At 71.0% G+C, this 24388-nt stretch carries 24 protein-coding genes; 11 read left to right on the plus strand and 13 right to left on the minus strand.

Annotated elements, in window-relative coordinates; translation table 11 throughout:
• Positions 1–39: 39 nt before the first annotated feature.
• From KZ829_RS13460 to KZ829_RS13470, 3 genes are all read left to right on the plus strand, one after another.
• Positions 40–2958 (plus strand): glycoside hydrolase family 48 protein, encoded by a 2919-nt coding sequence (locus KZ829_RS13460; RefSeq protein WP_308285462.1) that lies wholly within the window; start codon positions 40–42, stop codon positions 2956–2958.
• 2 nt (positions 2959–2960) lie between these two features.
• The gene (locus tag KZ829_RS13465; protein ID WP_220144210.1) at positions 2961–4070 is read left to right on the plus strand and encodes a lytic polysaccharide monooxygenase; all 1110 of its coding nucleotides are present in this window, start codon (positions 2961–2963) and stop codon (positions 4068–4070) included.
• Positions 4071–4260: 190 nt separating this feature from the next.
• The gene (locus KZ829_RS13470; protein ID WP_220144211.1) at positions 4261–5514 is read left to right on the plus strand and encodes an SGNH/GDSL hydrolase family protein; all 1254 of its coding nucleotides are present in this window, start codon (positions 4261–4263) and stop codon (positions 5512–5514) included.
• 218 nt (positions 5515–5732) lie between these two features.
• Here KZ829_RS13470 and KZ829_RS13475 read toward each other — a convergent pair whose 3' ends face one another.
• Positions 5733–6362, minus strand: coding sequence for an L-threonylcarbamoyladenylate synthase (locus KZ829_RS13475; protein WP_220144212.1), 630 nt, complete (start codon positions 6360–6362; stop codon positions 5733–5735).
• Between the two features lie 23 nt (positions 6363–6385).
• Here KZ829_RS13475 and KZ829_RS13480 point away from each other — a divergent pair, with 23 nt between their 5' ends.
• The gene (locus tag KZ829_RS13480; RefSeq protein ID WP_220144213.1) at positions 6386–6838 is read left to right on the plus strand and encodes an NUDIX domain-containing protein; all 453 of its coding nucleotides are present in this window, start codon (positions 6386–6388) and stop codon (positions 6836–6838) included.
• Positions 6839–6845: 7 nt separating this feature from the next.
• Here KZ829_RS13480 and KZ829_RS42885 read toward each other — a convergent pair whose 3' ends face one another.
• The 3 genes from KZ829_RS42885 to KZ829_RS13495 form a co-directional block, all read right to left on the minus strand.
• On the minus strand, positions 6846–7811 hold the full coding sequence (locus tag KZ829_RS42885) for a glycoside hydrolase family 26 protein (RefSeq protein ID WP_220144214.1): 966 nt from the start codon (positions 7809–7811) through the stop codon (positions 6846–6848).
• An 81-nt stretch (positions 7812–7892) separates the two neighbouring features.
• Complete coding sequence (locus tag KZ829_RS13490; protein ID WP_220144215.1) at positions 7893–8639, minus strand: hypothetical protein; 747 nt, start codon at positions 8637–8639, stop codon at positions 7893–7895.
• Positions 8640–8678: 39 nt separating this feature from the next.
• Positions 8679–8834 carry a hypothetical protein gene (locus tag KZ829_RS13495; protein ID WP_220144216.1) on the minus strand — a complete coding sequence of 52 codons (156 nt, stop codon included), beginning with the start codon at positions 8832–8834 and terminating at the stop codon, positions 8679–8681.
• A gap of 87 nt (positions 8835–8921) precedes the next feature.
• On the opposite strand from KZ829_RS13495, the gene KZ829_RS13500 reads away from it, so the two are divergent.
• The 5 genes from KZ829_RS13500 (at position 8922) to KZ829_RS13520 (ending at position 14046) form a co-directional block, all read left to right on the plus strand.
• Positions 8922–10349: an NAD-dependent succinate-semialdehyde dehydrogenase gene (locus tag KZ829_RS13500; protein ID WP_220144217.1), complete on the plus strand. Its 1428-nt coding sequence runs from the start codon at positions 8922–8924 to the stop codon at positions 10347–10349.
• Between the two features lie 48 nt (positions 10350–10397).
• Entirely contained in the window at positions 10398–10784 is a 387-nt protein-coding gene (locus KZ829_RS13505) for a GntR family transcriptional regulator (RefSeq protein ID WP_220144218.1), read from the plus strand.
• Positions 10781–11629: an ABC transporter ATP-binding protein gene (locus KZ829_RS13510; protein ID WP_220144219.1), complete on the plus strand. Its 849-nt coding sequence runs from the start codon at positions 10781–10783 to the stop codon at positions 11627–11629. Before KZ829_RS13505 ends, KZ829_RS13510 begins: the two co-directional genes overlap by 4 nt.
• Entirely contained in the window at positions 11626–12639 is a 1014-nt protein-coding gene (locus tag KZ829_RS13515) for an ABC-2 membrane transporter-related protein (RefSeq protein WP_220144220.1), read from the plus strand. Before KZ829_RS13510 ends, KZ829_RS13515 begins: the two co-directional genes overlap by 4 nt.
• Before the next feature lie 273 nt (positions 12640–12912).
• Entirely contained in the window at positions 12913–14046 is a 1134-nt protein-coding gene (locus KZ829_RS13520) for a sugar ABC transporter substrate-binding protein (protein ID WP_220144221.1), read from the plus strand.
• A gap of 23 nt (positions 14047–14069) precedes the next feature.
• Here KZ829_RS13520 and KZ829_RS13525 read toward each other — a convergent pair whose 3' ends face one another.
• The 5 genes from KZ829_RS13525 to KZ829_RS13545 all read right to left on the minus strand — a co-directional run bounded on the left by KZ829_RS13525 (position 14070) and on the right by KZ829_RS13545 (position 17424).
• Entirely contained in the window at positions 14070–14786 is a 717-nt protein-coding gene (locus KZ829_RS13525; protein WP_220144222.1) for an alanyl-tRNA editing protein, read from the minus strand.
• 408 nt (positions 14787–15194) lie between these two features.
• On the minus strand, positions 15195–16199 hold the full coding sequence (locus KZ829_RS13530) for an LLM class flavin-dependent oxidoreductase (protein WP_220144352.1): 1005 nt from the start codon (positions 16197–16199) through the stop codon (positions 15195–15197).
• A gap of 6 nt (positions 16200–16205) precedes the next feature.
• Positions 16206–16685 carry an SsrA-binding protein SmpB gene (gene smpB, locus KZ829_RS13535; protein ID WP_220144223.1) on the minus strand — a complete coding sequence of 160 codons (480 nt, stop codon included), beginning with the start codon at positions 16683–16685 and terminating at the stop codon, positions 16206–16208.
• Positions 16678–16965, minus strand: coding sequence for a hypothetical protein (locus KZ829_RS13540; protein ID WP_183222226.1), 288 nt, complete (start codon positions 16963–16965; stop codon positions 16678–16680). The genes smpB and KZ829_RS13540 overlap by 8 nt, the downstream gene beginning before the upstream one ends.
• A 27-nt stretch (positions 16966–16992) precedes the next feature.
• Positions 16993–17424 carry a DUF1801 domain-containing protein gene (locus tag KZ829_RS13545; RefSeq protein ID WP_220144224.1) on the minus strand — a complete coding sequence of 144 codons (432 nt, stop codon included), beginning with the start codon at positions 17422–17424 and terminating at the stop codon, positions 16993–16995.
• A 232-nt stretch (positions 17425–17656) separates the two neighbouring features.
• Here KZ829_RS13545 and KZ829_RS13550 point away from each other — a divergent pair, with 232 nt between their 5' ends.
• On the plus strand, positions 17657–17938 hold the full coding sequence (locus KZ829_RS13550) for a hypothetical protein (RefSeq protein WP_220144225.1): 282 nt from the start codon (positions 17657–17659) through the stop codon (positions 17936–17938).
• Between the two features lie 54 nt (positions 17939–17992).
• On the opposite strand, the gene KZ829_RS44475 is transcribed toward KZ829_RS13550, so the two are convergent.
• The 4 genes from KZ829_RS44475 to KZ829_RS13570 all read right to left on the minus strand — a co-directional run bounded on the left by KZ829_RS44475 (position 17993) and on the right by KZ829_RS13570 (position 23381).
• Positions 17993–19063: a cellulose binding domain-containing protein gene (locus KZ829_RS44475; RefSeq protein ID WP_220144226.1), complete on the minus strand. Its 1071-nt coding sequence runs from the start codon at positions 19061–19063 to the stop codon at positions 17993–17995.
• A gap of 288 nt (positions 19064–19351) precedes the next feature.
• Positions 19352–20764, minus strand: coding sequence for a (Fe-S)-binding protein (locus KZ829_RS13560; protein WP_220144227.1), 1413 nt, complete (start codon positions 20762–20764; stop codon positions 19352–19354).
• Positions 20764–21924, minus strand: a complete 1161-nt coding sequence (locus KZ829_RS13565; protein ID WP_220144228.1) for an FAD-binding oxidoreductase — start codon at positions 21922–21924, stop codon at positions 20764–20766. Before KZ829_RS13565 ends, KZ829_RS13560 begins: the two co-directional genes overlap by 1 nt.
• Entirely contained in the window at positions 21924–23381 is a 1458-nt protein-coding gene (locus tag KZ829_RS13570; protein ID WP_220144229.1) for an FAD-linked oxidase C-terminal domain-containing protein, read from the minus strand. Before KZ829_RS13570 ends, KZ829_RS13565 begins: the two co-directional genes overlap by 1 nt.
• Positions 23382–23504: 123 nt before the next feature.
• On the opposite strand from KZ829_RS13570, the gene KZ829_RS13575 reads away from it, so the two are divergent.
• Positions 23505–24191: a hypothetical protein gene (locus KZ829_RS13575; RefSeq protein WP_220144230.1), complete on the plus strand. Its 687-nt coding sequence runs from the start codon at positions 23505–23507 to the stop codon at positions 24189–24191.
• Positions 24192–24388: the final 197 nt, after the last annotated feature.

Raw genomic sequence — 24388 nt, forward strand, 5'->3', positions numbered from 1 at the left:
ACGGGCCGCCTGGGAACCCGGCGGAGAGGAACATCCCCCGTGAGTCCATTCAGACACCGCCTGCGACGCAGGCTGGCACTCTCCGGCGTCGCCGTTCTCGGCGCCGGAGCGGCCCTCGCGGCCGGCGCCCCGGCCTATGCCGCGGCCGGCTGCACCGTCGTCTACAAGGTGCAGAGCCAGTGGCCCGGCGGCTTCACCGGCGACATCCAGATCAAGAACACCGGTGACCCGCTGTCCAGCTGGAAGCTCGAGTTCGACTTCCCGGACGCCGCCCAGAAGGCGGGGCAGGGCTGGAGTGGCGTCTACAGCCAGACCGGCCAGCACGTCACCGTCAACAACGCCGCCTGGAACGGCTCGCTCGGCACCAACGCCACCGTGGGCACCGGCTTCAACGGCACCTTCGGCTCGGCCAACCCGGTACCGACCGCGTTCACGCTCAACGGCACCGCCTGCAACCAGGCCGCGAACGCGCCGACCGTGGCCATCACCAGCCCGGCGGCCAACACCCGCTACACCGCGCCCGCGTCCATCCCGATCGCGGCGACCGCCACGGCGGCCGGCGGGCAGACCATCAGCAAGGTCGAGTTCTACCACGACGGCCTGCTGCTGGGCACCGACACGGCCGCGCCGTACACGTACTCCTGGGACGGGGTGCCGGCGCAGACCGCCGCCTACCACGTGCAGGCCATCGCGTACGACAACGCCGGCACCAAGAGCAGCACCGCCGACGTGCCGGTCTTCGTCGACGCGGCCACCACCCCGGCGATCGTCGCCGACGCCACCTCGCTGGCGATCAACCCCGGCGCGAGCGGTACGTTCAAGCTCGCGCTGAGCAAGGCGCCGACCGCGAACGTCACGGTCGCCGTGGCCCGTTCCGCGGGCTCCACCGCGGTCACCGTGACCCCGGCGACGCTCACCTTCACCACGTCGAACTGGAGCACCGGCCAGTCGGTCACCGTCTCGGCCGCCAGCACGGCGACGGCCGGGTCCACCGCGACGATCTCGGCCACCTCGACCGGCTACACGGCCGCCCAGTTGGGCGTCACGGTCACGGAGCCGGGTTCGGTGGACACCCGGTTCACGCAGCTCTACAACGACCTGAAGAACCCGGCCAACGGCTACTTCAGCCCGGAGGGCGTGCCCTACCACTCGATCGAGACGCTGATCGACGAGGCGCCCGACCACGGTCACGAGACCACGAGTGAGGCGTTCTCCTACTGGCTGTGGCTGGAGGCCGCCAACTCGCGGATCACCGGCGACTGGGCGCCGTTCAACAGCGCCTGGACCACGATGGAGAAGTACATCATCCCGTCGCACGCCGACCAGCCGACGAACGCGAACTACAACGCGTCCAAGCCGGCGACGTACGCGGCCGAGTACCCGCTCCCGTCGCAGTACCCGTCCCAGCTCGACACCGGCGTCTCGGTCGGCACCGATCCGCTGGCCGCCGAGCTGAAGAGCGCGTACGGCACCGACGACATCTACGGCATGCACTGGCTGCTGGACGTCGACAACACGTACGGCTTCGGGCACTGCGGTGACGGCACCACCCGCGTCGCCTACATCAACACCTTCCAGCGTGGCACCCAGGAGTCGACCTGGGAGACCGTGCCGCAGCCGTCCTGCGACACGTTCAAGCACGGCGGCCCGAACGGCTACCTGGACCTGTTCACCAAGGACACGTCCTACGCCAAGCAGTGGAAGTACACCAACGCCCCGGACGCCGACGCCCGTGCCGTGCAGGTCGCCTACTGGGCCCTGCAGTGGGCCACCGAGCAGGGCAAGCAGTCGCAGATCTCGACGACCGTCGCCAACGCCGCCAAGATGGGCGACTACCTGCGGTACTCCTTCTACGACAAGTACTTCAAGCAGCCCGGCTGCGCGTCCACCTCGTGTGCCGCGGGCACCGGCAAGAACGCCTCCAGCAACCTGATGTCGTGGTACTACGCCTGGGGCGGGGCCTACGACACCAGCGCCGGATGGGCGTGGCGCATCGGCTCCAGCACCAGCCACTTCGGCTACCAGAACCCGATGGCCGCGTACATCATGTCCAACGTCAGCGCCTTCAACCCGAAGTCGCCGACCGCGAAGGCCGACTGGCAGGCCAGCCTGACCCGGCAGCTCGAGTTCTACCAGTGGCTCCAGTCGTCCGAGGGTGCCATCGCCGGTGGCGCGACGAACAGCTGGAACGGCAACTACTCGGCGCGGCCGGCCGGCACGCCGACCTTCTACGGCCTGGCCTACGTGGAGGCCCCGGTCTACTCCGACCCGCCGTCCAACCAGTGGTTCGGCATGCAGACCTGGTCGCTGGAGCGGCTGGCCGAGTACTACTACACGACAGGTGACGCCAAGGCCAAGTCGGTCCTGGACAAGTGGGTCACCTGGGCGCTGGCCAACTCCACCATCACCGCGACCAGCTTCGAGATCCCGTCCGACCTGACCTGGTCCGGCGCGCCGGCCACGTGGAACCCGTCGAGCCCGGCGGCCAACACCAACCTGCACGTCACGGTCAAGAACAAGAGCCAGGACCTGGGTGTCGCCGGCTCGTTCGCGAAGCTGCTGACCTTCTACGCCGCCAAGTCCGGCAACACGGCGGCGAAGACGGCCGCGAAGAACCTGCTCGACGCGATCTGGACGCACAAGGACGGCAAGGGCGTCTCGGTGACCGAGACCCGTGCCGACTACAACCGGTTCGACGACGTCTACAACGCGTCCACCGGTCAGGGCATCTACATCCCGCCGGGCTGGAGCGGCAAGATGCCGAACGGCGACGTGATCCAGCCGGGTGTCTCGTTCCTGGACATCCGCAGCTTCTACCGCAGCGACCCGGACTTCCCGAAGGTCCAGGCCTACCTGAACGGCGGCGCCGCGCCGACGTTCAACTACCACCGATTCTGGGCGCAGGTCGACGTGGCCACCGGCTACGCCGAGTACGCCCGCCTCTTCCCCCAGGGGTGACGATGAGAATTCTCAGAATGGCCGCGGTGGCCCTGTTCGCCGCCGCGGCCGGGCTCCTGGCCCTGCCCAGCAGCCCAGCTCAAGCCCACGGCGCCATCCAGGTGCCCGGTAGCCGCACCTGGTTCTGCTACCAGGACGGCCGTAACCCGAACACCGGCGCGATCGAGCCGAAGAACGCGGCCTGCGCCGCGGCGGTGGCGGCGAGCGGTGTCACGTCGCTTTACAACTGGTTCGCCGTGCTCCGGTCCGACGGGGCCGGGCGGGTCAACGGGTTCCTCCCGGACGGCCAGCTGTGCAGCGGCGGGACCGGCGGGCCGTACAACTTCACCGGGTTCAACCTGGCCCGCACCGACTGGCCGACGACGCACCTGACGGCCGGGGCGAACATCCAGGTCAAGTACAACAACTGGGCCAAGCACCCCGGCACGTTCTCCCTCTACATCACCAAGGACGGCTACGACCCGACCAAGCCGCTCGCCTGGAGCGACCTCGAGCCGACACCGTTCGACCAGGTGACCAACCCGCCGGCCAATGGCGGGCCGGGCACCGATGACGGCCACTACTACTGGACCGGCCGGTTGCCCGCCAACAAGACCGGCAAGCACCTGATCTACTCGGTGTGGTCGCGCTCGGACAGCACGGAGACCTTCTACGGCTGCTCGGACGTGGTGTTCGACGGCGGCAACGGCGAGGTCACCGGGATCGGCGGCGGGGGCACCACCAGCCCGTCCCCGAGCACGCCCACCTCGCCCTCGCCGAGCGTGCCGGTCTCGCCGAGCGCATCGGTGTCGCCGAGCACACCGGGCGGAACGGGCGGCTGCTCCGGCATGTACAACGTCGTCTCGGCGTGGAGCGGTGGCTTCCAGGGCGAGGTCATGGTGCACGCCGGCACGACGCCGGTGAACGGCTGGAACATCTCCTGGACGTTCCCGGGCGACCAGAAACTCGCCCAGGTGTGGAGTGGGAAGGCCACCAGCAGCGGATCCCTGGTGTCGGTGACCAACGAGAGCTGGAACGCGAGCGTCCCGGCCAACGGCCACGTCACCTTCGGGTTCCTGGCGTCCGGCACAGCCGCGACACAGCTGCAGAACCTGACCTGCAGCACGGGGTGACACCCCGGTGACGGTTCCCCCGGCAGTGTGATGGACGTCGCGCCGCCGGGGGCGCCGCACACCGGGAGACAGCTTGACGAGCTATGGGCGTTATCCGTACGTTACCCGCATTAAGAAGAAAAGCGATGTTTCAGGTCGATCGGGTCAGGAAGACGCGCCCGGTCCAGCCGGCCGGCCCACCGTCGGCCGCGTGCTCACCCGCCGCGGCCTGCTGCTGGCCGGTGGCGGCGCGACGCTCGTCGTGGCCACGCCCGGCGCCGCCGGGCAGCGGACCACCCTGGAACGTGAGCCCCCACGGGTCGGCACCTGGGCGGCCGCCCCCACCGCGGTCCCGGTGAAGAAGGTCCTCACGCTCGACGACCAGACCGTACGGCAGGTCCTGCACACTAGCATCGGCGGCGATCTCCCACAGCTCACCCTGTCGAACGAGTACGGCGCCGAACCGGTACGCATCGGCGCCGCCCGGATCGGGGTGCGCACCGGTGGCCTGGGGTCCAGCGCCACCGTCCCGGGCAGTGACCGGCCGCTCACCTTCAACGGCTCGCCGGCCCCCGTCCTGGCCCCCGGGCAGGTGCTCGTCAGCGACCCCGCCGACCTCGTCATCGAGGCCGGCGCCGACGTGGTCGTCAGCCTCCACCTGCCGGAACGCGTTCGGGTCGGCACGATCAGCCCCCGGGCGAAGCAGGAGAACCTGATCGTCGCCGGCGACGCCACCGCGCGGCCCGATCCGGGCCCCGGCAAGACCATCACCCGGTACCTGTGGGTGACCGGGCTGAGCGTCCGCGCGGTCCGGGCGGCGTCCGCGATCGTCGCCCTCGGTGACTCGATCACCTGCGGCACCGCGACCACCGACAACGCCAATCACCGCTGGCCCGACCTGCTGGCCGCCCGGCTGCGCGTCGAGGGGCTGCCCCGCGGGGTGCTCAACGCCGGGCTCAGCGGCAACCGGCTGCTGTTCGGCTATGAGGACCCGACCGGCAGCGCGGACAAAAAGGCGTACATCGGCGCGGCCACGTTCCGGCGCTTCGCCCGCGACGTGCTCACCCACCCGGGCGTGGGCCACGTGATCGTCCTGATCGGCGTGAACGACCTGGCCAACAAGCCGGCCCGCACCACCGGCGAGATGATCGCCGGGCACCGGGAGCTGATCCTGCGGTCCCGCGCGGCCGGGATACGGGTGATCGGCGGCACCCTGCTGCCCTTCGCCGGCGCCTCGGACGGCCTCGACACGCAGGCCAACCAGCGGGTCCGAGCGGAACTCAACGCGTGGATCCGGGGCGGTGGCGAGTACGACGGGGTGATCGACTTCGACGCGGCGCTGCGCGACCCGAACGATCCGTGGCGCCTGAACCCCCGTTACGACTCCGGGGACGGGCTGCACCCCAACGACGAGGGCACCGCGGCGCTGGCCGCGGCCGTGCCGCTGAACCTGCTCGGAGACTGACCGGCCACCTCCGGCCGGCTCACAGCGCAGCGTCCTCTGCCAGGTCCCGGGCGCCCGGGCGATCCGCTGGACGGCCGGCGGCTACCTGATCGACTGCGAGCCCGGGAAGGTCGACGCGTACGCCGGGGTCGGCGGCGCCCCGGCCGCCGCCGGTCAGCGGCGGCGGGCCCTCGCACTGCTGGAGAAGCTCGACCACCCGGCCGCGGCCGGGTTGCGGATCAGACTTCGCTCGTGAACCGGTACGGATCCCCGGCGCCCACCCGCAGGATCTCCGGGGCGCCGCCGGACAGGTCGATCACCGTGGTCGGCTCGGTGCCGCAGTCGCCGGAGTCGACCACCGCGTCCAGGGCGTGGTCCAGTTCCTCCTTGATCTGCCAGCCGTGCGTCATCGGCTCGGTCTCGCCGGGCAGCAGCAGCGTGCTGGAGACCAGCGGCTCGCCCAGTTCGGCCAGGATCGCCTGCGCTGTCACGTGACCGGTGATCCGTACCCCCACGGTCTTCTTCCTGGGGTGCAGCAGACGCCGGGGAACCTCCTTGGTGGCCGGGAGGATGAAGGTGAACGGCCCCGGGGTCGACGCCTTCACCGCCCGGAACAGCGCGTTGTTGATCGTCACGAAATGACCCAGCTGGGCGAAGTCATGACACATCAGGGTGAAGTGGTGCCGATCGTCGAGATGACGGATCGCCCGGATCCGGTCCAGCGCCTCCTTGCTGCCCAACCGGCAGCCCAGCGCGAAGCACGAGTCCGTCGGATAGGCGATCAGAGCGTCGCCGCGGATCAGGTCGGCGATCTGATGGACGCTGCGCTGCTGCGGATTGTCCGGGTGCACGTCGAAGTACTTGGCCACTCGTCGCAGCTTAGGCTGCGGTCATGGCGAGCGTTCACCGTCCGGCCGCAAGAGTGATCTGTTTCGACGCCGACGGGCGCGTCCTGCTCCTGCACTGGGAGGATCCGGTCACCGGCGACCGGCTCTGGGAACCGCCCGGCGGCGGCATCGACCCGGGCGAGACGCCGCTGCGGGCCGCCCGGCGCGAACTGGCCGAGGAGACCGGGCTCGACCCGTCCGCGGTCCAGGAGCGGTGCATCGACGTGCCGCGCGACACCTGGTGGAAGGGGACCCACTTCGTGGGCCCCGAGCAGTTCTTCCCGGCCTTCTTCGGCACCACACGGCCGTCCGTGACCAGAGAGAACCTGCTTTCGTACGAGCAGAGCGAACTCCAGGGACATCGGTGGGTCCACCCCGCCGACCTGCACACGCTGCCCGGCCGCCTCGAACCGCCCACCCTGCCCGCCGTGATCGCGCGGCTGCGCGCCCCCGCCTGACCCGGGGTCAGCCGGAGAAGCGGGCGGAGCGCGCCATCCTGCGGTAGGCGGCCAGCGCCTCGGCGTCGCTGTCCGGCCGGAAGTCGCGGGACGTCCCCTTCTGCCGGTCGGTGTCGAACCAGACGACCGCGCCGACCGACGGGGTCTCCTTCACATAGGCGGAGAGCTTGCGGATCCACGGGGCCTTGGTGCCCTTGCCGTGGCCGATCGCCGCGGTCTCGGCCACGACGATCGGCTTGCGCTTGCCGTAGGCCGACACGATCGGGCTGAACAGTGTCCGCGGCGACTCCTTGGAGAAGTTGTAGCCGGAGACGCCCACCCAGTCGACGTAGTCGTCGCCCGGGTAGTAGTTCTCGAACCGGTTCCACGAGACGTCCGGCCCGGAGTTCCAGTTCGGCGCCCACACCCAGGCCACGTTGGTGGCACCCTCGTCCCGGAAGATCCGGTGGATGCGCCGCCACGACTTGATGTAGCCGGAGGGCTTCTTCCCGTTGTGGGCGCCGTCCCAGGCGAACCAGTTGCCGTTCATCTCCCACGCCCAGCGCAGCATGATCGGCCGTTTCATGCCGGCCAGCCGGTTCGCCATCAGGGCGATGTTCTTGTCGGATCTGCCGCTGGTGATCCGCTTGTGGGTGGTGCCGTCCCAGGACACCATCAGGACCGCGCTCGCGGGCACCTCCGGCTCGGCGAGCGGCGCGTAGCCGGACCACGGGTAGTAGCGGTGCACGATCCGCTGCTCCCGGCCGAGCTGCCTGCGGCGCAGCGCCAGGCTCTCGGTGAACGTCCGCCCGCGCAACGACAGATATGAGCCGAGCAGCGCCTTCCCCTTCCGGAAGGGGACCGCGCCGCCCCGGGCAGCGGCCGCCTCGGCGTCGCCCGCGACGGCGCCGGACAGGGCCACGGCCGGTACGGTCAAGGTCAGCAGGCTCAGCACCCGCCGGCGGGCCAGCCCGTCACGCTGCTCGTTCTCCACCAGCACCAGACTGCCGCAGACCCGGACGGCCCGGCCTCACTCCCACGGCCCGTGAAGATCACCCGTTCAGCCGTACGGACCTCAGCGGTCCAGCAGGTCGCGGCGCGCCTCCGCCAGCGCGTCGGTGACGTCCTCCGGGTCGAGACGGCGTACGTCGTAGGCGTCGACCAGATGCCCGGCGAGCCCGTCCCAGATCTCGATCGCCTCCTCGACCAGCTCCAGCGCCTCCGTGCCGGCCGGCCCGGCGCACAGGATCTCGGTCTCGGCGATGAGGCGGCGGCCCGCGTCCTCCACGTCGGCGATCTCCCACCGGGAGCCGGTGGTCACGGCCTCGACCTCCTGGAGGACGGCCTCGTACGCCTCGACCGCCGAACGGTGCTCGAGCAGGCCCGCCGCGCTCAGCAGCCGGGCCGCGAACAGCCGGTCCCGTGTCGCGTGATCGACCACCAGCGCGGCCAGCCGGGCGGGGTCGAGCGTCCGGACGGCCCGCTGGAGGACGACGTGGTCCGGCTCCTCGGCGTACGGGTCGGCCTCGGCGGCGAACCGCACGTCGGCGTCGAAGGAGGTCAGCGCCACGGCGACGGCGTGGGCGCAGAAACCGTCGTCGTCGGCCGGGCCGTCGCAGTCGCACTCGCCGGTGAACGCCCGGTCGACGACACCCACCCAGGCCAGGTACACCGCGCCGTCGTCGGTCACCTCGGCCTGCGCGCCGCCGCCGACGGAGGTCAGGTCACCGACGGCGCCGGTGGCGGTCAGGCGGTCGGCGACCGCGATGATGCCGGAGGGGATCGAGTCACGGAACGCGGGTACGTCGATGAGAGCCGCCATGATCGTGACCCTACCGGTCGGTGGTGAGCCACATCGCGGTCAGCGACGGTGGCTCCGGCCCTGTAGGCGGGTCAGCAGGTTGCGGATGCGGGTCTGGTTCTCCGGCTTGGCGAGTTCACGGCGGCCCTTGTCGACGATCTGCCGGCCGCGCGGGCTGTTCAGAAAGGCTTGGATGCGCTGCGTGATGGAGGGCATGCCTCCAGTGTGCCCAGCTTTGCGTGGCGCGACACCTACCGGCGGACCATGCTGAGGGCGTAGCCACCGTGAGTGTGAGGAGTCCCCGTGGAGACCGATCTGTTCATCGCCGGGAAGTGGGTGCCCGCGTCCTCGGGCAGCCGGTTCGACGTGCTCGACCCGGCGACCGGCGACACCGTCGCGTCGGTCGCCGACGGTGGGGAGGCGGATGCGATCGCCGCGGTGGAGGCGGCCGCCGCGGCAGGCCCGGGCTGGGCCGGGACCTCGCCGCGGGCCCGGTCGGAGGTGCTGCGCAGGGCGTTCGCGTTGATGACCGAACGCGCCGCGGACCTGGCGAAGCTGATCAGTCTGGAGAACGGCAAGGCGCTCACCGACGCGAAGGGCGAGGTGACGTACGCCGCCGAGTTCTTCCGCTGGTTCGCCGAGGAGGCGGTGCGGGGCGACGGCGCGATCGCGACGGCGCCGTCCGGCGCCAACCGGATCCTGGTGGTACGCCAGCCGGTCGGCGTGTGTGTGCTGGTGACGCCGTGGAACTTCCCGGCCGCGATGGCCACCCGCAAGATCGGCCCGGCGCTGGCCGCCGGCTGCACGGTGATCCTCAAGCCGGCCAGCGACACGCCGCTCACCGCCCTGGCCATGGCTGCGATCCTGGCCGAGGCGGGCGTGCCGGACGGTGTGGTGAACGTGCTGCCGTCCCGGAGTTCGGGCCGGGTGGTGTCGGCCATGCTGCGCGACTCCCGGGTGCGCAAGCTGTCGTTCACCGGTTCCACCGAGGTCGGCCGGATCCTGCTGGCCCAGGCCGCGGAGAACGTCGTGAACACGTCGATGGAGCTGGGCGGCAACGCCCCGTTCGTGGTGTTCGCCGACGCCGACCTGGACGCCGCGATCGAGGGCGCGATGATCGCGAAGATGCGCAACGGCGGGGAGGCGTGCACCGCGGCGAACCGGTTCTTCGTCGAGTCCGGTGTGGCCGGCGAGTTCGCCCGGAGGCTGGCGCAGCGCATGTCGGAGCTGGTGGTGGGCCCGGGCACGGACGAGAGGACGCAGGTCGGTCCGCTGGTCAACGAGGACACCGTGGCCAAGGTGGACGGTCTGGTCCGGGGCGCCCTGGACGGCGGCGCGTCGGCGGTCACCGGGGGCAGCCGGCCGGCCGGTCCGGGCTTCTACTATCCGCCGACGGTGCTGACCGGCGTGGCCGCGGACGCGCCGATCCTGCGGGAGGAGATCTTCGGGCCGGTCGCGCCGATCGTCACGTTCACCGGCGAGGACGAGGCGGTCCGGCTGGCCAACGACACCGAGTACGGCCTGGTCGCGTACGTCTACACCAGGGACCTGGCGCGCGGCCTGCGGGTGAGCGAGGCGATCGAGGCCGGCATGGTCGGCATCAACCGGGGCCTGGTCAGCGACCCGGCCGCGCCGTTCGGCGGGGTGAAGCAGAGCGGCATCGGCCGGGAGGGCGGTCACGAGGGTCTGCTCGAGTACCTGGAATCGAAGTACATCGCCGTCAACTGGTGACCCGTCTTCAGCTATTCTGCTAGGCACCTAGTGGAATAGAGGTTACGGATGATCGAGTTCCATCTGGACGCCCGGTCCGGTGTGTCGCCGTACATGCAGCTCATCCAGCAGGTGCGGCACGCGCTGCGGCTGGGCGTCCTGCGCGAGGGCGACAGGCTGCCCACCGTCAAGGAGGTGGTGGCCCGGGTCGCCATCAACCCGAACACGGTGTCCAAGGCGTACCGGGAGCTGGAGTACGAGGGGCTGGTCCAGGCGCGGCCCGGGCTCGGCACGTTCGTCACGCGGACCCTCGCCGCGGATGCCGAGAGCCACCGGCCGCTGCTCCGCGACCTGGAGCGATGGCTGGCCGGGGCGCGCGCCGCCGGCCTCGACGACGAGAGCATCGAAGCGCTCTTCGTGAGCGCGTTCCGCGCCTTCCAGGAGGCGCGACCGTGACCGCCGCGCTGGAGACCCGAAACCTCACCAAACGGTACGGGCGGCGCACAGCCCTGTCCGGCTGCACCCTCACGGTGCCGGCCGGCCGGGTCGTCGGGCTGGTCGGGCCGAACGGCGCCGGCAAGTCCACCCTGCTCCAGCTCGCCTGCGGCCTGCTCACCCCGAGCGACGGCGACATCCGGGTGCTGGGGGAGCGGCCGCTCAGCGGCTCCCCGCGGGTCGCGTTCGTGGCCCAGGACACCCCGGTCTACCCGGGTTTCACCGTCGCCGAGCACCTTCGCCTCGGCGCCCACCTCAACCCGTCCTGGGACGCCGGTTACGCCGACCGCGGGATCGCCGCCCTCGGCCTGGACCCGGCGCAGAGGGCGGGCAGCCTCTCCGGCGGCCAGCGCGCCCAGCTCGCCCTCACGGTGGCCGCCGCGAAACGGCCGGAGCTGCTGATCCTGGACGAGCCGGTGGCCGCGCTCGACCCGCTCGCCCGGCGCGGCTTCCTCCAGGCGCTGATGGAGCTGACCGCCGAGTCCGAGGTCAGCGTGATCATGTCGTCGCACCTGATCGCCGACCTGGAGCGCACCTGCGACCACCTGATCGTGCTGCGCGACTCGGCCGTCGGGGTGGCCGCCGACGTCGACGACCTGCTCGCCACCCACCACCGGCTGACCGGCCGGCGACAGGATCCGGCCGCGGTCTCCGGCGGCCGGGTCGTGATCGGGGAACGGCACACCGACGTGCAGTCGACGCTGATCGTGCGCAGCACCGCGCCGATCGACGACCCGGAGTGGCAGATCGACCGGCTCGACCTGGAGGACATCGTCCTGGCGTACCTGATGGAGGCACCGCGATGATCTGGCTGACCTGGCGGCAGGCCCGCGTGCAGGCGCTGGCCGCCGCCCTGATCCTGCTCGCGGTGCTGTCCGCCGTCGCGTTCACCTGGCCGTCGCTCACCGACGCCGCCCGGGTCAGCGGCTTCGCGGCCTGCCACGGCGACTGCGAGGCGGCCGCCGGCGAGTTCTCCGCCCTGGTGGCGCCGCGGACCGCGATCCTCGTCTACTACGCCGGCACCGCGCTGCTGCTCCTGCTGCCCGCCCTGGCCGGCGCGTTCTGGGGCGCGCCGCTGGTGGCCCGCGAGCTGGAGTCGGGCACGTTCCGCATGGTGTGGAGCCAGAGCGTCCCGGCCCGGCGGTGGCTCGCCGTCAAACTGGCCGGCGTGGGCGGCGGGGTGGTCCTGCTGGCCGCGGCGACCAGCACGGCGATGACCGTCTGGGCCGGGCAGATCGACCGGGCGTACGCCAACCGGGTCGAGCCGGTGATCTTCGCGGCCCGCGGTGCGGTCCCGGTCGGTTACGCCGCACTGGCCCTGGTCGCGGGGGTGCTCCTGGGCCTGCTGCTGCGCCGGAGTCTGCCGGCGATGGCGGTGACGCTGCTCGTGGTGGCGGCCGTGCAACTGGCCTTCCCGTTCACCGTGCGCCCGCTGCTGGCCGACCCGGTCACCACCGTCTCCGCCCTGGACCTGACCGCCGAGAGCGGGCTGTCGCTGTCGGTCGACGAGCGGGACGGCAGTGTGGAGGCGCTGGTGGATCCCGGCGTCGCCGGGTCCTGGGTGCTCGGCAACCGGGTGCTCACCGCGGGCGGCGAGGAGTTCACCGGGCCGATGGATCCCACCCGCTGCGGTCTCACGGCGGCCCACGGCGCCTGCCTCGCCTGGCTGGGCGAACAGGGCCTGCGGCAGGAGGTGACACACGTGCCGGCCAGTCGGTTCTGGGCTCTCCAGTGGCGTGAGTTCGGGGTCCTGGCACTGCTCACGGGCGTACTGTCCGGGCTTTGCCTGTTGCGAACCCGCCGCCGGAAGGGCTGACCGTCCCCGACGAAGCCGATCGGACCGTCCCACCGGGCCTCGCACGGGTGTCCGGTGGGGCCGAACGGCTATTTCCCGAGGGACCTAACGGCCGGTACTGAGGAGATATGACGCCATCACACGCAGTGATTGTTGGCAGTCGGCGTACAGAAATGAATAATCTTGTTTCCCGGCCCCCCACCCGACGATCATCACGGTGCGTTCTGACCGATACTTGGCGGACCGTTCAGTGCTCACCGCAGCTCGGGACACCCTGAGAGGACACCTATAGCCATGCGCAAGTCTTTGCTCGCTCTGGTCGCCGCCGGCCTGCTGACCACGGCCACGCTCACGGCTTGTGATGACGGGGGTGACACTGACGCGGCGGGTGGCAACGCCCCGGCGACCACGAACGGTGGCAGCGAGGAGGTGACCGGCGAGGGCGGCATCGGCGTGATCCTGCCCGACACCAAGAGCTCCCAGCGGTGGAAGTCGGACGACAACCGCTACCTCGAGGCGGCCTTCAAGAAGGCCGGTGTCAAGTACTCGATCGTCAACGCCGAGGGCGACAAGGAGCAGTTCAAGCGCCTCGCCGAGACCATGCTCGACAAGGGCTTCAAGGTCCTGGTGATCGTGAACCTCGACTCGGTCAGCGGCAAGGCCGTCATCGACAACGCCCACTCCCGCGGCGTCCCGGTGATCGACTACGACCGGCTCACCCTGAACGGCGCCGCCGACTACTACGTGAGCTTCGACAACGAGGCCGTCGGCCAGCTCCAGGCCAAGGAACTGCTCAACTGCCTGAACCAGAAGAAGGTGTCCAACGCGGTGGTCGCCGAGCTCAACGGCTCGCCCACCGACAACAACGCCACCCTCTTCAAGAACGGCTACGACACCGTCCTCAGCGCCAAGTACGACTCGGCCCAGCTGATCAAGGGCCCGGACCAGTGGGTGCCGGACTGGGACAACGACGAGGGCCGCGAGATGTTCGCCCTGATGCTCAAGCAGTACCCGAACATCGGCGGGGTGCTCGCCGCCAACGACGGTCTCGGCAACTCGGCCATCGAGGTCCTCCGGGCGAAGAAGCTCAACGGCAAGGTTCCGGTCACCGGCCAGGACGCCACCACCCAGGGCCTGCAGAACATCCTCGCCGGCGACCAGTGCATGACCGTCTACAAGGACGTGAAGCAGGAGGCGGAGGCCGCCGCCGGGCTGGCGATCAACCTGTTCAACGGCGTCAAGCCGGGCCTCAAGGACAAGCTCAAGGACCCGGAGTCCGGCCTCTACATCCCGTTCCTGAGGCTGCTGCCGAAGGCCATCACGATCAAGAACGTGAAGGACGTCGTCGACGCCGGCTTCGTCGATGTGGACACGCTGTGCAACGCCAAGTACAAGGAAGCGTGCAAGCGGGCCAACGTCATCAAGTGATCATCGGCAGGGGCCGGTAGAACCTAGTCCGCGATCCTGATCCGGACGCGGCGGTTCTGCCGGCCCTTGCTCTCCACCTTCACCACCTCGACCCGGCCCACCTGCGCGGTCGACGCCACATGCGTCCCGCCGTCGGCCTGCACGTCCAGCCCCACGATGTCGATCACCCGGATCTCCGGATGATCCAGCGGCGGCAGCGCGTCCTGGGTGCGCACCAGCGTCGGGATCTCCAGCGCCTCCGCCCGCGGCAGCACCCGCGCCACGATCTTCCGGTCCGCCACGATCTCCGCGTTGACCGCGTCCTCCAGCGCCTGCTTGAACCCTGCCGGCACCTCGGGCAGGTTGAAGTCCATCCGCGCCTCACCCGGCTGCATGTTCCCGCCGGTCACCAGCGCCCCGAAATCCCGGAACACGGTCCCGCACAGGATGTGCAGCCCCGAATGCGTCCGCATCAGGCTGCCGCGCCGCGCGTCGTCGATCGCCCCGCGCACCGTCGTCCCCGCCTTCGGCACCGGATCACCGGGCGCCGGGACCAGATACTGCTCGTCGCCCTTGCGCGTGTCGACGATCCGGGTCTGCACACCCTCCCAGAGCAGTACCCCGTGATCCGGCGGCTGCCCACCCCCACCCGGGTAGAACGCCGACCGGTCCAGCACGATCCCCGCCTCCGGATCGGACCACAACACCGTGCAGTCCCACTCCCGCACAGTCGGGTCGATCCAGTCCAGCCGCTCCGTCACATCACGACCTTATGACAGACACCCCACGGGCGCGGTCACCCTCACCGCGACCCGGCCTTTCCCCACGATTTCGTACGGCGCGCGCCGCCCCCGACCACACCAACGGCGTCCCGCCACCTCCGCGACCCATTGCCGGGTCAAGCCCGCGAGGCCCCGCCGGGCGGAGCGCGATGAGCTTGGCAATGCTGGAGCACCCGGAGCCGTGGAGCGAGGACGAATACCTCGCGCTCGGCGAGACCTCGAATCGCATCGAGCTGATCGGACGACTCGGTCGAACCGCACCTTCACCGGCTGGTCGACGATCGCTACGCGCCGGCCGAGATTTCCCGCCCCGGCCAGACACTCACCTCCGATGAACCGTTCCCCTTCGAGATCGAGGTGGCGTCCCTGCTGCGCCGCCGTGAGCGGCTAGGCGAGTAGATCGCGGACTCGGGGGACGACCTCGGTGGCGTAGAGCTCGACGCATGTCATCAGGTGCTCGTGGGGGAGCGGGCCGTGTGAGTACTTCAGGTCGAAGCGGTCGATGCCCAGGTCACGGATCGTGGCGGCGATCTTGCGGGCGACCGTCTCCGGGGAGCCGACGTGCCAGGCGCCCTCGGTGACGTCGGCCTCGAAGCGGTCCCGGGTGGCCGGGGGCCAGCCCCGTTCGCGGCCGATGCGGTCCAGGTTGCGGCGGGCGTGCGGCCACAGGATGTCGACGGCCTCGGCGTCGGTGGCGGCCACGAAACCGGGACAGTGCACGGCGATCGGCTGGGGCTCCTGCTCCAGCTCCTTGAGGGCGCGGTGGTAGAGGTCGACGTACGGCGCGAAGCGGGCCGGGGCGCCGCCGATGATCGCGAGCACCAGCGGCATGCCGTACCGGGCGGCGCGGACCACCGACTCGGGGCTGCCGCCCACGCCGATCCAGGTGCGGATCCGGCCCGACTCGGTCTTCGGGTAGACCTGCTGGGCGCGCAGGGCGGGTCGGATCGAGCCCTCCCAGGTGACCGGGCCCTCGGTGAGCAGCTCGGCCATCAGGTCCAGTTTCTCGGCGAACAACCGCTCGTAGTCGGCCAGGTCGTAGCCGAACAGCGGAAACGACTCGGTGAACGAGCCACGGCCCAGGATGATCTCGGCCCGCCCGTTCGCCACGGCGTCCAGCGTGGCGAAGCGCTCGAACACCCGTACCGGATCATCGGAGCTCAGCACCGTGACCGCCGTGCCCAGCCGGACCCGCTCGGTCCTCGCGGCGATCGCCGCGAGGACGATCTCCGGAGCCGAGATCGCGTAGTCGTCGCGGTGATGCTCGCCCACCCCGAAGAAGTCCAGGCCGAGCCGGTCGGCGAGCACACCCTGCTCGACCACGTCCCGGATGACCTGCGCGTACGGCTTGCCGTTGACGTCGCCGAAGGTGTCCAGACCGAATTCCACCAGTCGACCCTACCGGCGGCCCTTCAACCGCCGGCCCATCTCCTTGGCGATCTCCTTCTTGGCGTCCCGCTCGGCCATGACCTGCCGCTTGTCGTAGCTCTTCAGGCCGCGGGCCAGGCCCAGCTCGATCTTCGCCCAGCCGTCCTTGAAATAGAGCGACAGCGGCACCAGGGTCAGCCCGGAGCCGTCGCGCAGCTGGTTGAGGATCTTCACGATCTCGACCTTGTGCAGGAGCAGTTTCCGGGTACGCCGTGGGGCGTGGTTGGTCCACGAGCCGAACCCGTACTCGGCGATGTGCAGGCCGTACAGCATGATCTCGCCCTCGTGCTCCTGGGCGAACGTGTCGACCAGCGACGCCCGGCCCAGCCGCAGCGACTTCACCTCGGTCCCGGACAGGACCAGACCCGCCTCGTACGTCCTGAGGATCGCGTAGTCGTGCCGTGCCTTCTTGTTCGACGCGATCAGCTTGACGCCGGTCTCCCTAGGCACCCGGATCCACCAGGTTCGGCGGGATCGGCCGGCGCATCGAGTAGGTGACGCTGCTCAGCCGGTGCGGCTCGCCCATCACATGGATCGCCGCCCGGTTGTACGCCTGCCACCCGGCCGCGCCCGCCCGGTTCAGATGCCGCAGGTCGTCGAACCGCTCGTCGGTGCCCCAGCGCAGCACCCCGCCCGGGTGGTGGAAGGTGGCGGTCCAGTCCATGTACCGGTCCTCGCCGAGGGTGCCGGCCGCGCGGTACTCCAGGCGCGCGTATTCCCAGTTGTCCACCGGATGATTATGACGTCCGATTCGCCGCTAGGGCTGCTCGGCGGCGACCGTCCGCCCGTTCAGATGCCGGAAACCCTCGATGACCAGCTCTTTCAGCACGGATTGGTCGACGTCGGCGAGTCGCTTCAGGTAGAGGCACGACCTACCGGTGGTGTGCGGGCCGAGGCGGGACAGCAGATCCTCGTACGCCTCGAAACCGGCCGAGACATAGAGGGTGAGCGCCTGCTTGCGCGGCGACAACCCGATCGCGGGCCAGTCGCCCTCCCGGCCGGTGCGGTAGCGGTAGTGGTACTGCCCGAACCCGATGATCGCCGAGCCCCACATCACCGGCTCCTCGCCGGTGGCCGCGGCCATCAGCGCGCACGCCGCCTCGGCGTCCGCCCGCCTCACCGGATCGGCCACGGCGGCCAGGAAGGCCGCCACGTCACCGTCGTTCCGGGTCGTCTTCGGCTCCGCCATCCCGCCAGCGTAGGCTCCCGCGTCCTCATCGAGGTCCCGGCGCGCCCTTCCTTCGCCTGATCGCGGCTGCTTTCGCGGCGTGATGGGATGACGGGAAACCGGACCGAGGGGACGAACTGTGCCAGATATCGGGTTGGCTCCATTTCGGTCGGGGATCCGATTGCCCGGTGGGTTCGGGATGGGTCACGGTGGAATCCGCGAAGCATTTCGGCCGGGGTGGGCGGAGGATGCCGTGGACAACGCGTTTTCGCTGAATCAGGGCCGGGCGGATGGTGGGCCGGTCAACCTCAAGGCGTACACGAGCAGGTCGCCCCGGGGTGACGCGCTGGCCCGCAAGCCACCGGGCCGCTGCTGGATCCACGACTACGAGGACGGTGCGGACGGGCCGCGGTTCGTGTGCCGGGACGCGAACGGGGAGCCGGTCGTCGCGGTGCGGAACATTCCGCACCATCGTTTTCGGTCAGCCGGGAATCCCGATCCCGACGTACGGGACGAGCCCGGAGACATGCCGTAGGCCGGGAACGGGCCCGGCGCCACTTCGCGACACGGAAATGACGCCGGGACCGGGTCAGGCGATCGCGGCCCGGACCGCCGGGAGCCAGCGGGCGGCGATCTTGACGTTGCCGGCGTCGTTGGGGTGCACGCCGTCGTAGGTGTCGGTGGTGGTGTTGAAGCCGGTCCACTGGTCGACCACGGTGACCGGCGACGCGGCGGTGCTCAGCGAGGCCGCCCAGGCCGGGATGGCCGCGTTCAGGTTGACCACGCGCTGGCCGCAGTCGGTGCAGGTGGACGGGTTCAGCGGGATGATCTGCGCGACGATGATCTTCATCTTCGGGTTGGCGGCGCGCATCTGCCCGACCAGGGTGGTGTAGGCGTTCAGGATCGTGCTCGTGGAGAGGTTGCTCCAGGCGTCGTTCGTGCCGAAGTGCATGAGGACGACGTCCGGGCCGGAGGCGGAGAGCCAGGCCGGCAGCATGTTCTGGCTCGCGACGTTGGTGACCAGGTAGCCGCCGTGGCCCTCGTGCTCGCCGTCGTAGGGGAAGCCGCAGCCGTCGCCGGGCAGGGTGCCGACGAAGTCCACCTGGGCGGCCGGGAGTTGCTGCCAGAGCAGGGCGCGCCAGCAGCCGGGGGAGCCGGTGATCGAGTCGCCGAGCGCCATGATCTTCTTCTTGGTGGTGGCCGAGCTGCTCGGTGAGGGGGGTCCCGGGCTGACGTCGGTGGGTGTGGGCACGACGCCTCCGGTGCAGGTCACGCCGTTGAGGGTGAACGAAGTGGGTAACGGGTTGCTGCCGGTCCACGAGCCGTTGAAGCCGAACGACGCCTTGCCGTTCGTGGCGATCGCGCCGTTCCAGGCGGCGTTCTTGACGGTGACCGTGGATCCGGACTGGGTGACCGAGCCGCTCCACAGTTGGGTGATCGTCTGACCGGCCGGGAACGTGAACATCAGCGACCAGGAGGAGACCGGGTCGCCGAGGTTGGTGACGTCCACGGCCGCGCCGAAGCCGCCGGGCCACTGACTGCTGACGGTGTACTTGACGGCGCAGCCGGCGTCCGCGTTCGCGCTGGTGGCGGTGGCTACGGCGGTTGCGGTGAGCAGGGCGGTGACGAGGCCGAGGACGGCCACCTTTCGTCGTTGCATCGGGATGCCTCCGGGGATGTGCTTGACGGGGGTCCGGGGACGGAGCACGCTGGGAGCGCTCCCAATTAACGCACATCAATGCGTGGTTGGAGAAGGGCGTGCGGCGCGATGGGATGGGCGCCGCGCGGGTGGGCGACTGCGGTGGGGGTGAGATCCGCGCGCGATTTCACCCGGCAGCCGTCCGGCCGGGAGAGCGGGGAGACGGGTGCTACGGGGCCCGCCTCCCCGCGTCACCCGGGCACCGCGCCCGACCCGGCCGTGATCGGCGCGGTGCTGGGTGTGGCGTGATCAGTCGCGGTCGACGAGCGCTGCGGCGCCGAGGTTGCGGATCGACGCGTCCAGGACGTGGGCGGTGTGCGCCAGGGCGATCGACCCGCCCCGGCGGCGGACCGCGGCCGCCACCTGCATGAGACAACCCGGGTTGGCCGTCACCAGCAGGTCGGCACCGGTGGCCAGGACCGCCTTCGCCTTGCGGTCGCCCAGCTCGGCGGCCGGGGCCGGATTGAGCACGTTCCACACGCCGGCCGAGCCGCAGCAGATCTCCGGGTCGGCGATCGCCCGCAACTCCAGCCCCGGGATGCCGCGGAGCAGGGCCCGCGGCTGCGCCCGGACGCCCTGGGCGTGCCCCAGGTGGCAGGCGTCGTGGTAGGCCACGGTCAGCGGCAGCGGATGACGCCGGGCGACCGGGCCCAGCTCGGCCAGCAGTTCGGACAGGTCGCGGACCTTCGCGGTGAACGCCGCCGCCCGTTCGGCGTAGACCGGATCGTCGGCGAGCAGCTCGTCGTACTCCTTCAGCGACGAGCCGCAGCCCGCCGCGTTGACCACGAAGAAGTCCATGCCGCAGCTTTCGAACGTGTCGATCAGCCGCCGGGCGAAGCGCTGCGCCTCGGCACGGCGCCCGTTGTGCACGCTCAGCGCCCCGCAACAGCCCTGGCCGGGCGGGATCAGCACCTCACAGCCCTCGGCCGCGAGAACCCGTACCGTCGCCGAATTGACGTCCGGGAAGAACGCGGACTGAACACAACCGGTCAGCATGCCCACCACCGCACGCCGGGTGCCGCGTGCGCGCACGCGGGCCGGCGGGCGCGGCACTCCGCGCAGCCGCGGCGCCAGCGATTCCAGCGTGGCGAGCGCCGGGGCCAGTCGCTGGAGCAGGCCACTGCGGGCCACCAGCCTTTGCAGACCCGACATCTGGTACGCGCGAAGCGGCCCCCGCAGCAGCCGGAGCCGTTTCGGGTACGGGAAGAGCGCGAAGATCGCCGTCCGCAGGGCCCGCTCCCGGGCCGTCCGTGGGTGGCGGCGCTCCACCTGGGCGCGGGTGTCCTCGATCAGCCGGTCGTAGCGCACCCCGGACGGGCACGCGGTCACGCAGGCCATGCAGCCCAGACAGCGGTCGAAGTGGGTGACCATCGAGTCGCTCAACGGCTCCCCGGACAGGCCCTGACCGATCAGGTGGATCCGTCCGCGCGGCGAGTCCATCTCCTCACCCCACAGCACGTAGGTGGGGCAGGTGGTCAGGCAGAATCCACAGTGCACACAGTCCGACACCAGGTCGGCGCGCGGCGGATGATCGGAGTCGAAAGCCGGCCCGCCCACCGGTGGACCGCTCGTCCCGGCCGCCCGCAGCGCGTCGACCGGTGGCGTCCCGATCCCGCGTGTCGCGTCCACCGGCGTGTGGAGTCCGTCGTCGATATCGGACATCAGATCCCTCCCACGAATCGGCCGGGCGCGAAGCGGTGGTCCGGATCGAACTGGTCCTTGACCCGGCGCATCAGCTCCAGCCCGGGCACCGGCCCCCACATGTCCAGGCCGTCGAGGGCCCCGTCGGGCACGGTCAGCACGACGGCGTGGCCCTCGGCCCGGGTGGCCGCCGCCCGCAGCCCGTCCACCAATCCCGGAATCCCGGTCGGCGCCCCGGCCGGGAACCCCGCGTGGAGGACGCCGGTGGCGGCCGAGCCGCGGATCGTGCCACCGGCCGCGGTGACGGCCTCCACCAGGGCGGGGACGGCGGAGAGGACACCGGTCAGCTTCAGGCCGAGACCGCCGGGCGGCCACGGTGGGGTGTCCCACCAGGACGGCGGCAGGTCGGTGACCTCGCCGTCGAGGAGCCGGGCCAGGGTGGCCCCGCGGTCGCGGACACCCTCCTCGGTGCCCTCCACCAGGACCGCGATCTCCGGCGGTTCTCCCGGCCCGGCGTCGATCTCCACGGCGCTCGGGGCCAGCTGGGCGGCCAGGATCCGCGCTACCGCGGTGGGCGGGGCGGTCGCCCGTACGAAAGCGGTGGCGAGAGGGACCGGATGCAGGCGGAAGACGCACTCGGTGATCAGCCCGAGCGTGCCCTGCGCGCCGGTGTAGAGCTTGCCCAGGTCGTAGCCGGCGACGTTCTTCACCACCTTGCCGCCCGCCCGGGCGATCCGGCCGTCCGGCCGCACCACCGTGACGCCGATCAGCAGATCGCGGGCCGTGCCGTAGCGCAGGCGCCGCGGCCCGGAGGCGTTCGCCGAGACGGCGCCGCCGGCCGTCGCGGTGGGCGGCGCGTCCAGGGCCAGCTGCTGCCCGGGCAGGGCGTGCAGCTCGGCCATCGGGGTGCCGGCCCGGACCACGGTGATCAGGTCCCCGGCGGCGTGCTCCACCACCCCGGCCAGCCGCCGGGTGTCGATGATCAGATCCAGCTCACGCGGCGGCGGCCCCTGCTGGAGCTTCGTGCCGCCGCCGCGGATCACGACGGTGAGATCGCGGGCGGCCGCGATCAGCGCGGCGGCCTCCTCGGCGCCGGCCGGAGCGGCGACGAAGCGGGCCGGGACACCGCACACCACATCGTCGTCACCCGCCTTGACGGCGAGGTCGTCGAGGACGCTCATCAGAAGATCTCCGCCACGCCGGACTCCTGCAGGGGGTGTGGGCCGGTGCGGCGGCCGGGGCGCTCGCCGCACAGGCGGGGGGTGGGGAAGATCTTGCCGGGGTTGGCCAGGCCGCCGGGGTCGAAGGCGCAGCGGACCAGCTGCATGGTGTCCAGGTCGGTGTCGGTGAACATGCGCGGCATGTAGTGGGCCTTCTCGACGCCGACGCCGTGTTCGCCGGTGATCGAGCCGCCGTACTCGATGCAGAGATCGATGATGGCGCCGGAGACCGTCTCGGCGCGCTCCTCCTCGCCGGTGACCTGGGCGTCGAACAGGACCAGCGGGTGCAGGTTGCCGTCACCGGCGTGGAAGACGTTCGCCACCCGGACGCCGTGCGAGGAGGCCACCTCGTCGATGCGCCGCAGCACCTCGGGCAGCGCGGTCCGGGGGATCACCCCGTCCTGGACGATGTAGTCGGGGCTGATCCGGCCGACCGCCGCGAACGCCGACTTGCGGCCCCGCCAGATCAGCTGCCGCTCGTCGTCGTCGGCGGCCACCCGGGTCTCGAAGGCGCCGTTGGCGTCGCACAGCCGGCTCACCTCGTCGAACTGGGCGGCGACCTCCGCCGACGGCCCGTCCAGCTCGACGATCAGGACGGCGCCCGCACCGGCCGGATAGCCGCAGTGGACGGCGGCCTCGGCGGCCTCGATGGACAGCGCGTCCATCATCTCGATGGCGGCCGGCACCACCCCGGCCGCGATGATCGCCGAGGTGGCGGCACCCGCCTGGTCGGTGCCGTGGAAGGCGGCGAGCAGCGTGCGCACGGTCTCCGGCAGCCGGGTCAGCCGCACCGTCACCTCGGTGGCGACCCCGAGCGTGCCCTCCGACCCGACGAACGCGCCGAGCAGGTCGTAGCCGGGGGTGTCCGGGGCGGCGCCGCCGAGCCGGACCAGCTCGCCGTCCGGTGTGACCACCTCCAGCCCGGTCACGTGGTTGGTGGTGAAGCCGTACTTGAGGCAGTGTGCCCCGCCCGCGTTCTCCGCCACGTTGCCGCCGATGGAGCAGATCTGCTGGCTGGACGGGTCGGGGGCGTAGTAGTAGCCGTGCTCCTTCGACACCGTCGACACCTGGAGGTTGATGACGCCGGGCTGGACCACGGCCCGCTCGTCCTCCGGCCGCAGCGACAGGACCTCCCGCAACTGCGAGGTCACGATGAGCACCCCCTCGGCGTGCGGGAGCGCCCCACCGGACAGGCCGGTGCCGGAGCCGCGGGCCACGAACGGCACCCCCGCCCCGGCGCAGGCGCGGACCACGGCGGCGACCTCGGCGGCGGTGTGCGGCAGGGCGACCAGCGCCGGGATCACGCGATAGTGGGCGAGGCCGTCACACTCGTACGTCCGCAACTGCTGCCGGTCGGTGAGCACCTGGTCAGGGCCCAATTCGGCCCGCAACCGCACGGCTAAGGCGTCGATGCTCATCGCGGACCTCCTCGGCGTCACTGCCCACGGCTCACGCTAACCGTGATCGTCCCGCCGCGCGATGGGAAGCCGGCCGGATCGACCGCCCGGCATCTTTCGGCCGGGGTCTGGCACTATTGCCGGATGCTCCAGACCGCCAGACCCCTCCGTGCCGTCCTGGGCGCCGCCTGCGCCCTGGTCCTGGCGGCCGGGTGCAGCTCCTCGGACGACCCCGACGAGAGCCTGATCACCGCCACCACCATGCGCGGCGCGTTCCTGCAGCCCACCGAGATCGGCCCGGCCTGGGCGGCCCCGGAGGAGAGCGCGAGCCCGCAGCAGATGGTCAGCTTCTGCGGCGGCACGAGCACACCACCGCAGACCCCGCCGGGCGCCGAGGTGGTGACGTCGTCGGCCGCCGACGAGGGGGAGAAGGGCGCGCAGACCCTCCACCAGACCGCTCTCGTCTTCGCCGACGAGGCGAGCGCGAAGGCCGGGCAGGAGCTGCTCCGGGTGGTCGCCGATCAGTGCCCGCCCTCGGCGAGCGTGGCGGCGGCCCAGACCGCCGACCGCAACGAGCCCGCCTACACCGAGACGGCCGAGGTGCGCGATCTCAATGAGGGCGCCTGGTCCGGGTTCGTGATCGTCCGCCACAAGCTGTACGAGTCGGAGCACCCCGGCACCGCCGACACCGCCGTGTCCGTGCTGCGTACCCGCAATGTGGTGCTCGTCGGCACGTACGCCATCTACCGGCTGGAGAACAGCACCCCGTCGCCGGGCTTCGAGGCCGACTGGCAGCGGCTGGTCGGTTCGGTCGTGCAGCGGGTGGGATAGACACACGGACAAACGTCGTCTAATGTTCGCGGTGCGCCGTTGCGAGTTCTTCCCCCGTGGAATTCGCAGCGGCGCCCTTACTTCTGCCGGTTTCCGCCGCCGTGCGCGTTGATGCGCGGAGAGGGCGCGTACCGAGCAGACATCTCCGTACCCGTGTGGAAAAGTCCACGGGACTGTTAACTATTCACTCCGGACGT

Origin of the sequence: Actinoplanes hulinensis (assembly GCF_019429605.1) — a bacterium.
Classification (GTDB): domain Bacteria; phylum Actinomycetota; class Actinomycetes; order Mycobacteriales; family Micromonosporaceae; genus Actinoplanes; species Actinoplanes campanulatus.

Excerpts from the sequence above, each read along its gene's own strand:
- KZ829_RS13560 (WP_220144227.1), bottom strand. The coding sequence starts at position 20,764 with ATGTCCGATATCGACGACGGACTCCACACGCCGGTGGACGCGACACGC.
- KZ829_RS13520 (WP_220144221.1), top strand. The coding sequence starts at position 12,913 with ATGCGCAAGTCTTTGCTCGCTCTGGTCGCCGCCGGCCTGCTGACCACG.
- KZ829_RS13575 (WP_220144230.1), top strand. The coding sequence starts at position 23,505 with ATGCTCCAGACCGCCAGACCCCTCCGTGCCGTCCTGGGCGCCGCCTGC.
- KZ829_RS13490 (WP_220144215.1), bottom strand. The coding sequence starts at position 8,639 with ATGGCGGCTCTCATCGACGTACCCGCGTTCCGTGACTCGATCCCCTCC.
- KZ829_RS13545 (WP_220144224.1), bottom strand. The coding sequence starts at position 17,424 with ATGGCGGAGCCGAAGACGACCCGGAACGACGGTGACGTGGCGGCCTTC.
- KZ829_RS13570 (WP_220144229.1), bottom strand. The coding sequence starts at position 23,381 with ATGAGCATCGACGCCTTAGCCGTGCGGTTGCGGGCCGAATTGGGCCCT.
- KZ829_RS13565 (WP_220144228.1), bottom strand. The coding sequence starts at position 21,924 with ATGAGCGTCCTCGACGACCTCGCCGTCAAGGCGGGTGACGACGATGTG.
- KZ829_RS13515 (WP_220144220.1), top strand. The coding sequence starts at position 11,626 with ATGATCTGGCTGACCTGGCGGCAGGCCCGCGTGCAGGCGCTGGCCGCC.
- KZ829_RS44475 (WP_220144226.1), bottom strand. The coding sequence starts at position 19,063 with ATGCAACGACGAAAGGTGGCCGTCCTCGGCCTCGTCACCGCCCTGCTC.
- KZ829_RS13465 (WP_220144210.1), top strand. The coding sequence starts at position 2,961 with ATGAGAATTCTCAGAATGGCCGCGGTGGCCCTGTTCGCCGCCGCGGCC.
- KZ829_RS13505 (WP_220144218.1), top strand. The coding sequence starts at position 10,398 with ATGATCGAGTTCCATCTGGACGCCCGGTCCGGTGTGTCGCCGTACATG.
- KZ829_RS13480 (WP_220144213.1), top strand. The coding sequence starts at position 6,386 with ATGGCGAGCGTTCACCGTCCGGCCGCAAGAGTGATCTGTTTCGACGCC.
- KZ829_RS13495 (WP_220144216.1), bottom strand. The coding sequence starts at position 8,834 with ATGCCCTCCATCACGCAGCGCATCCAAGCCTTTCTGAACAGCCCGCGC.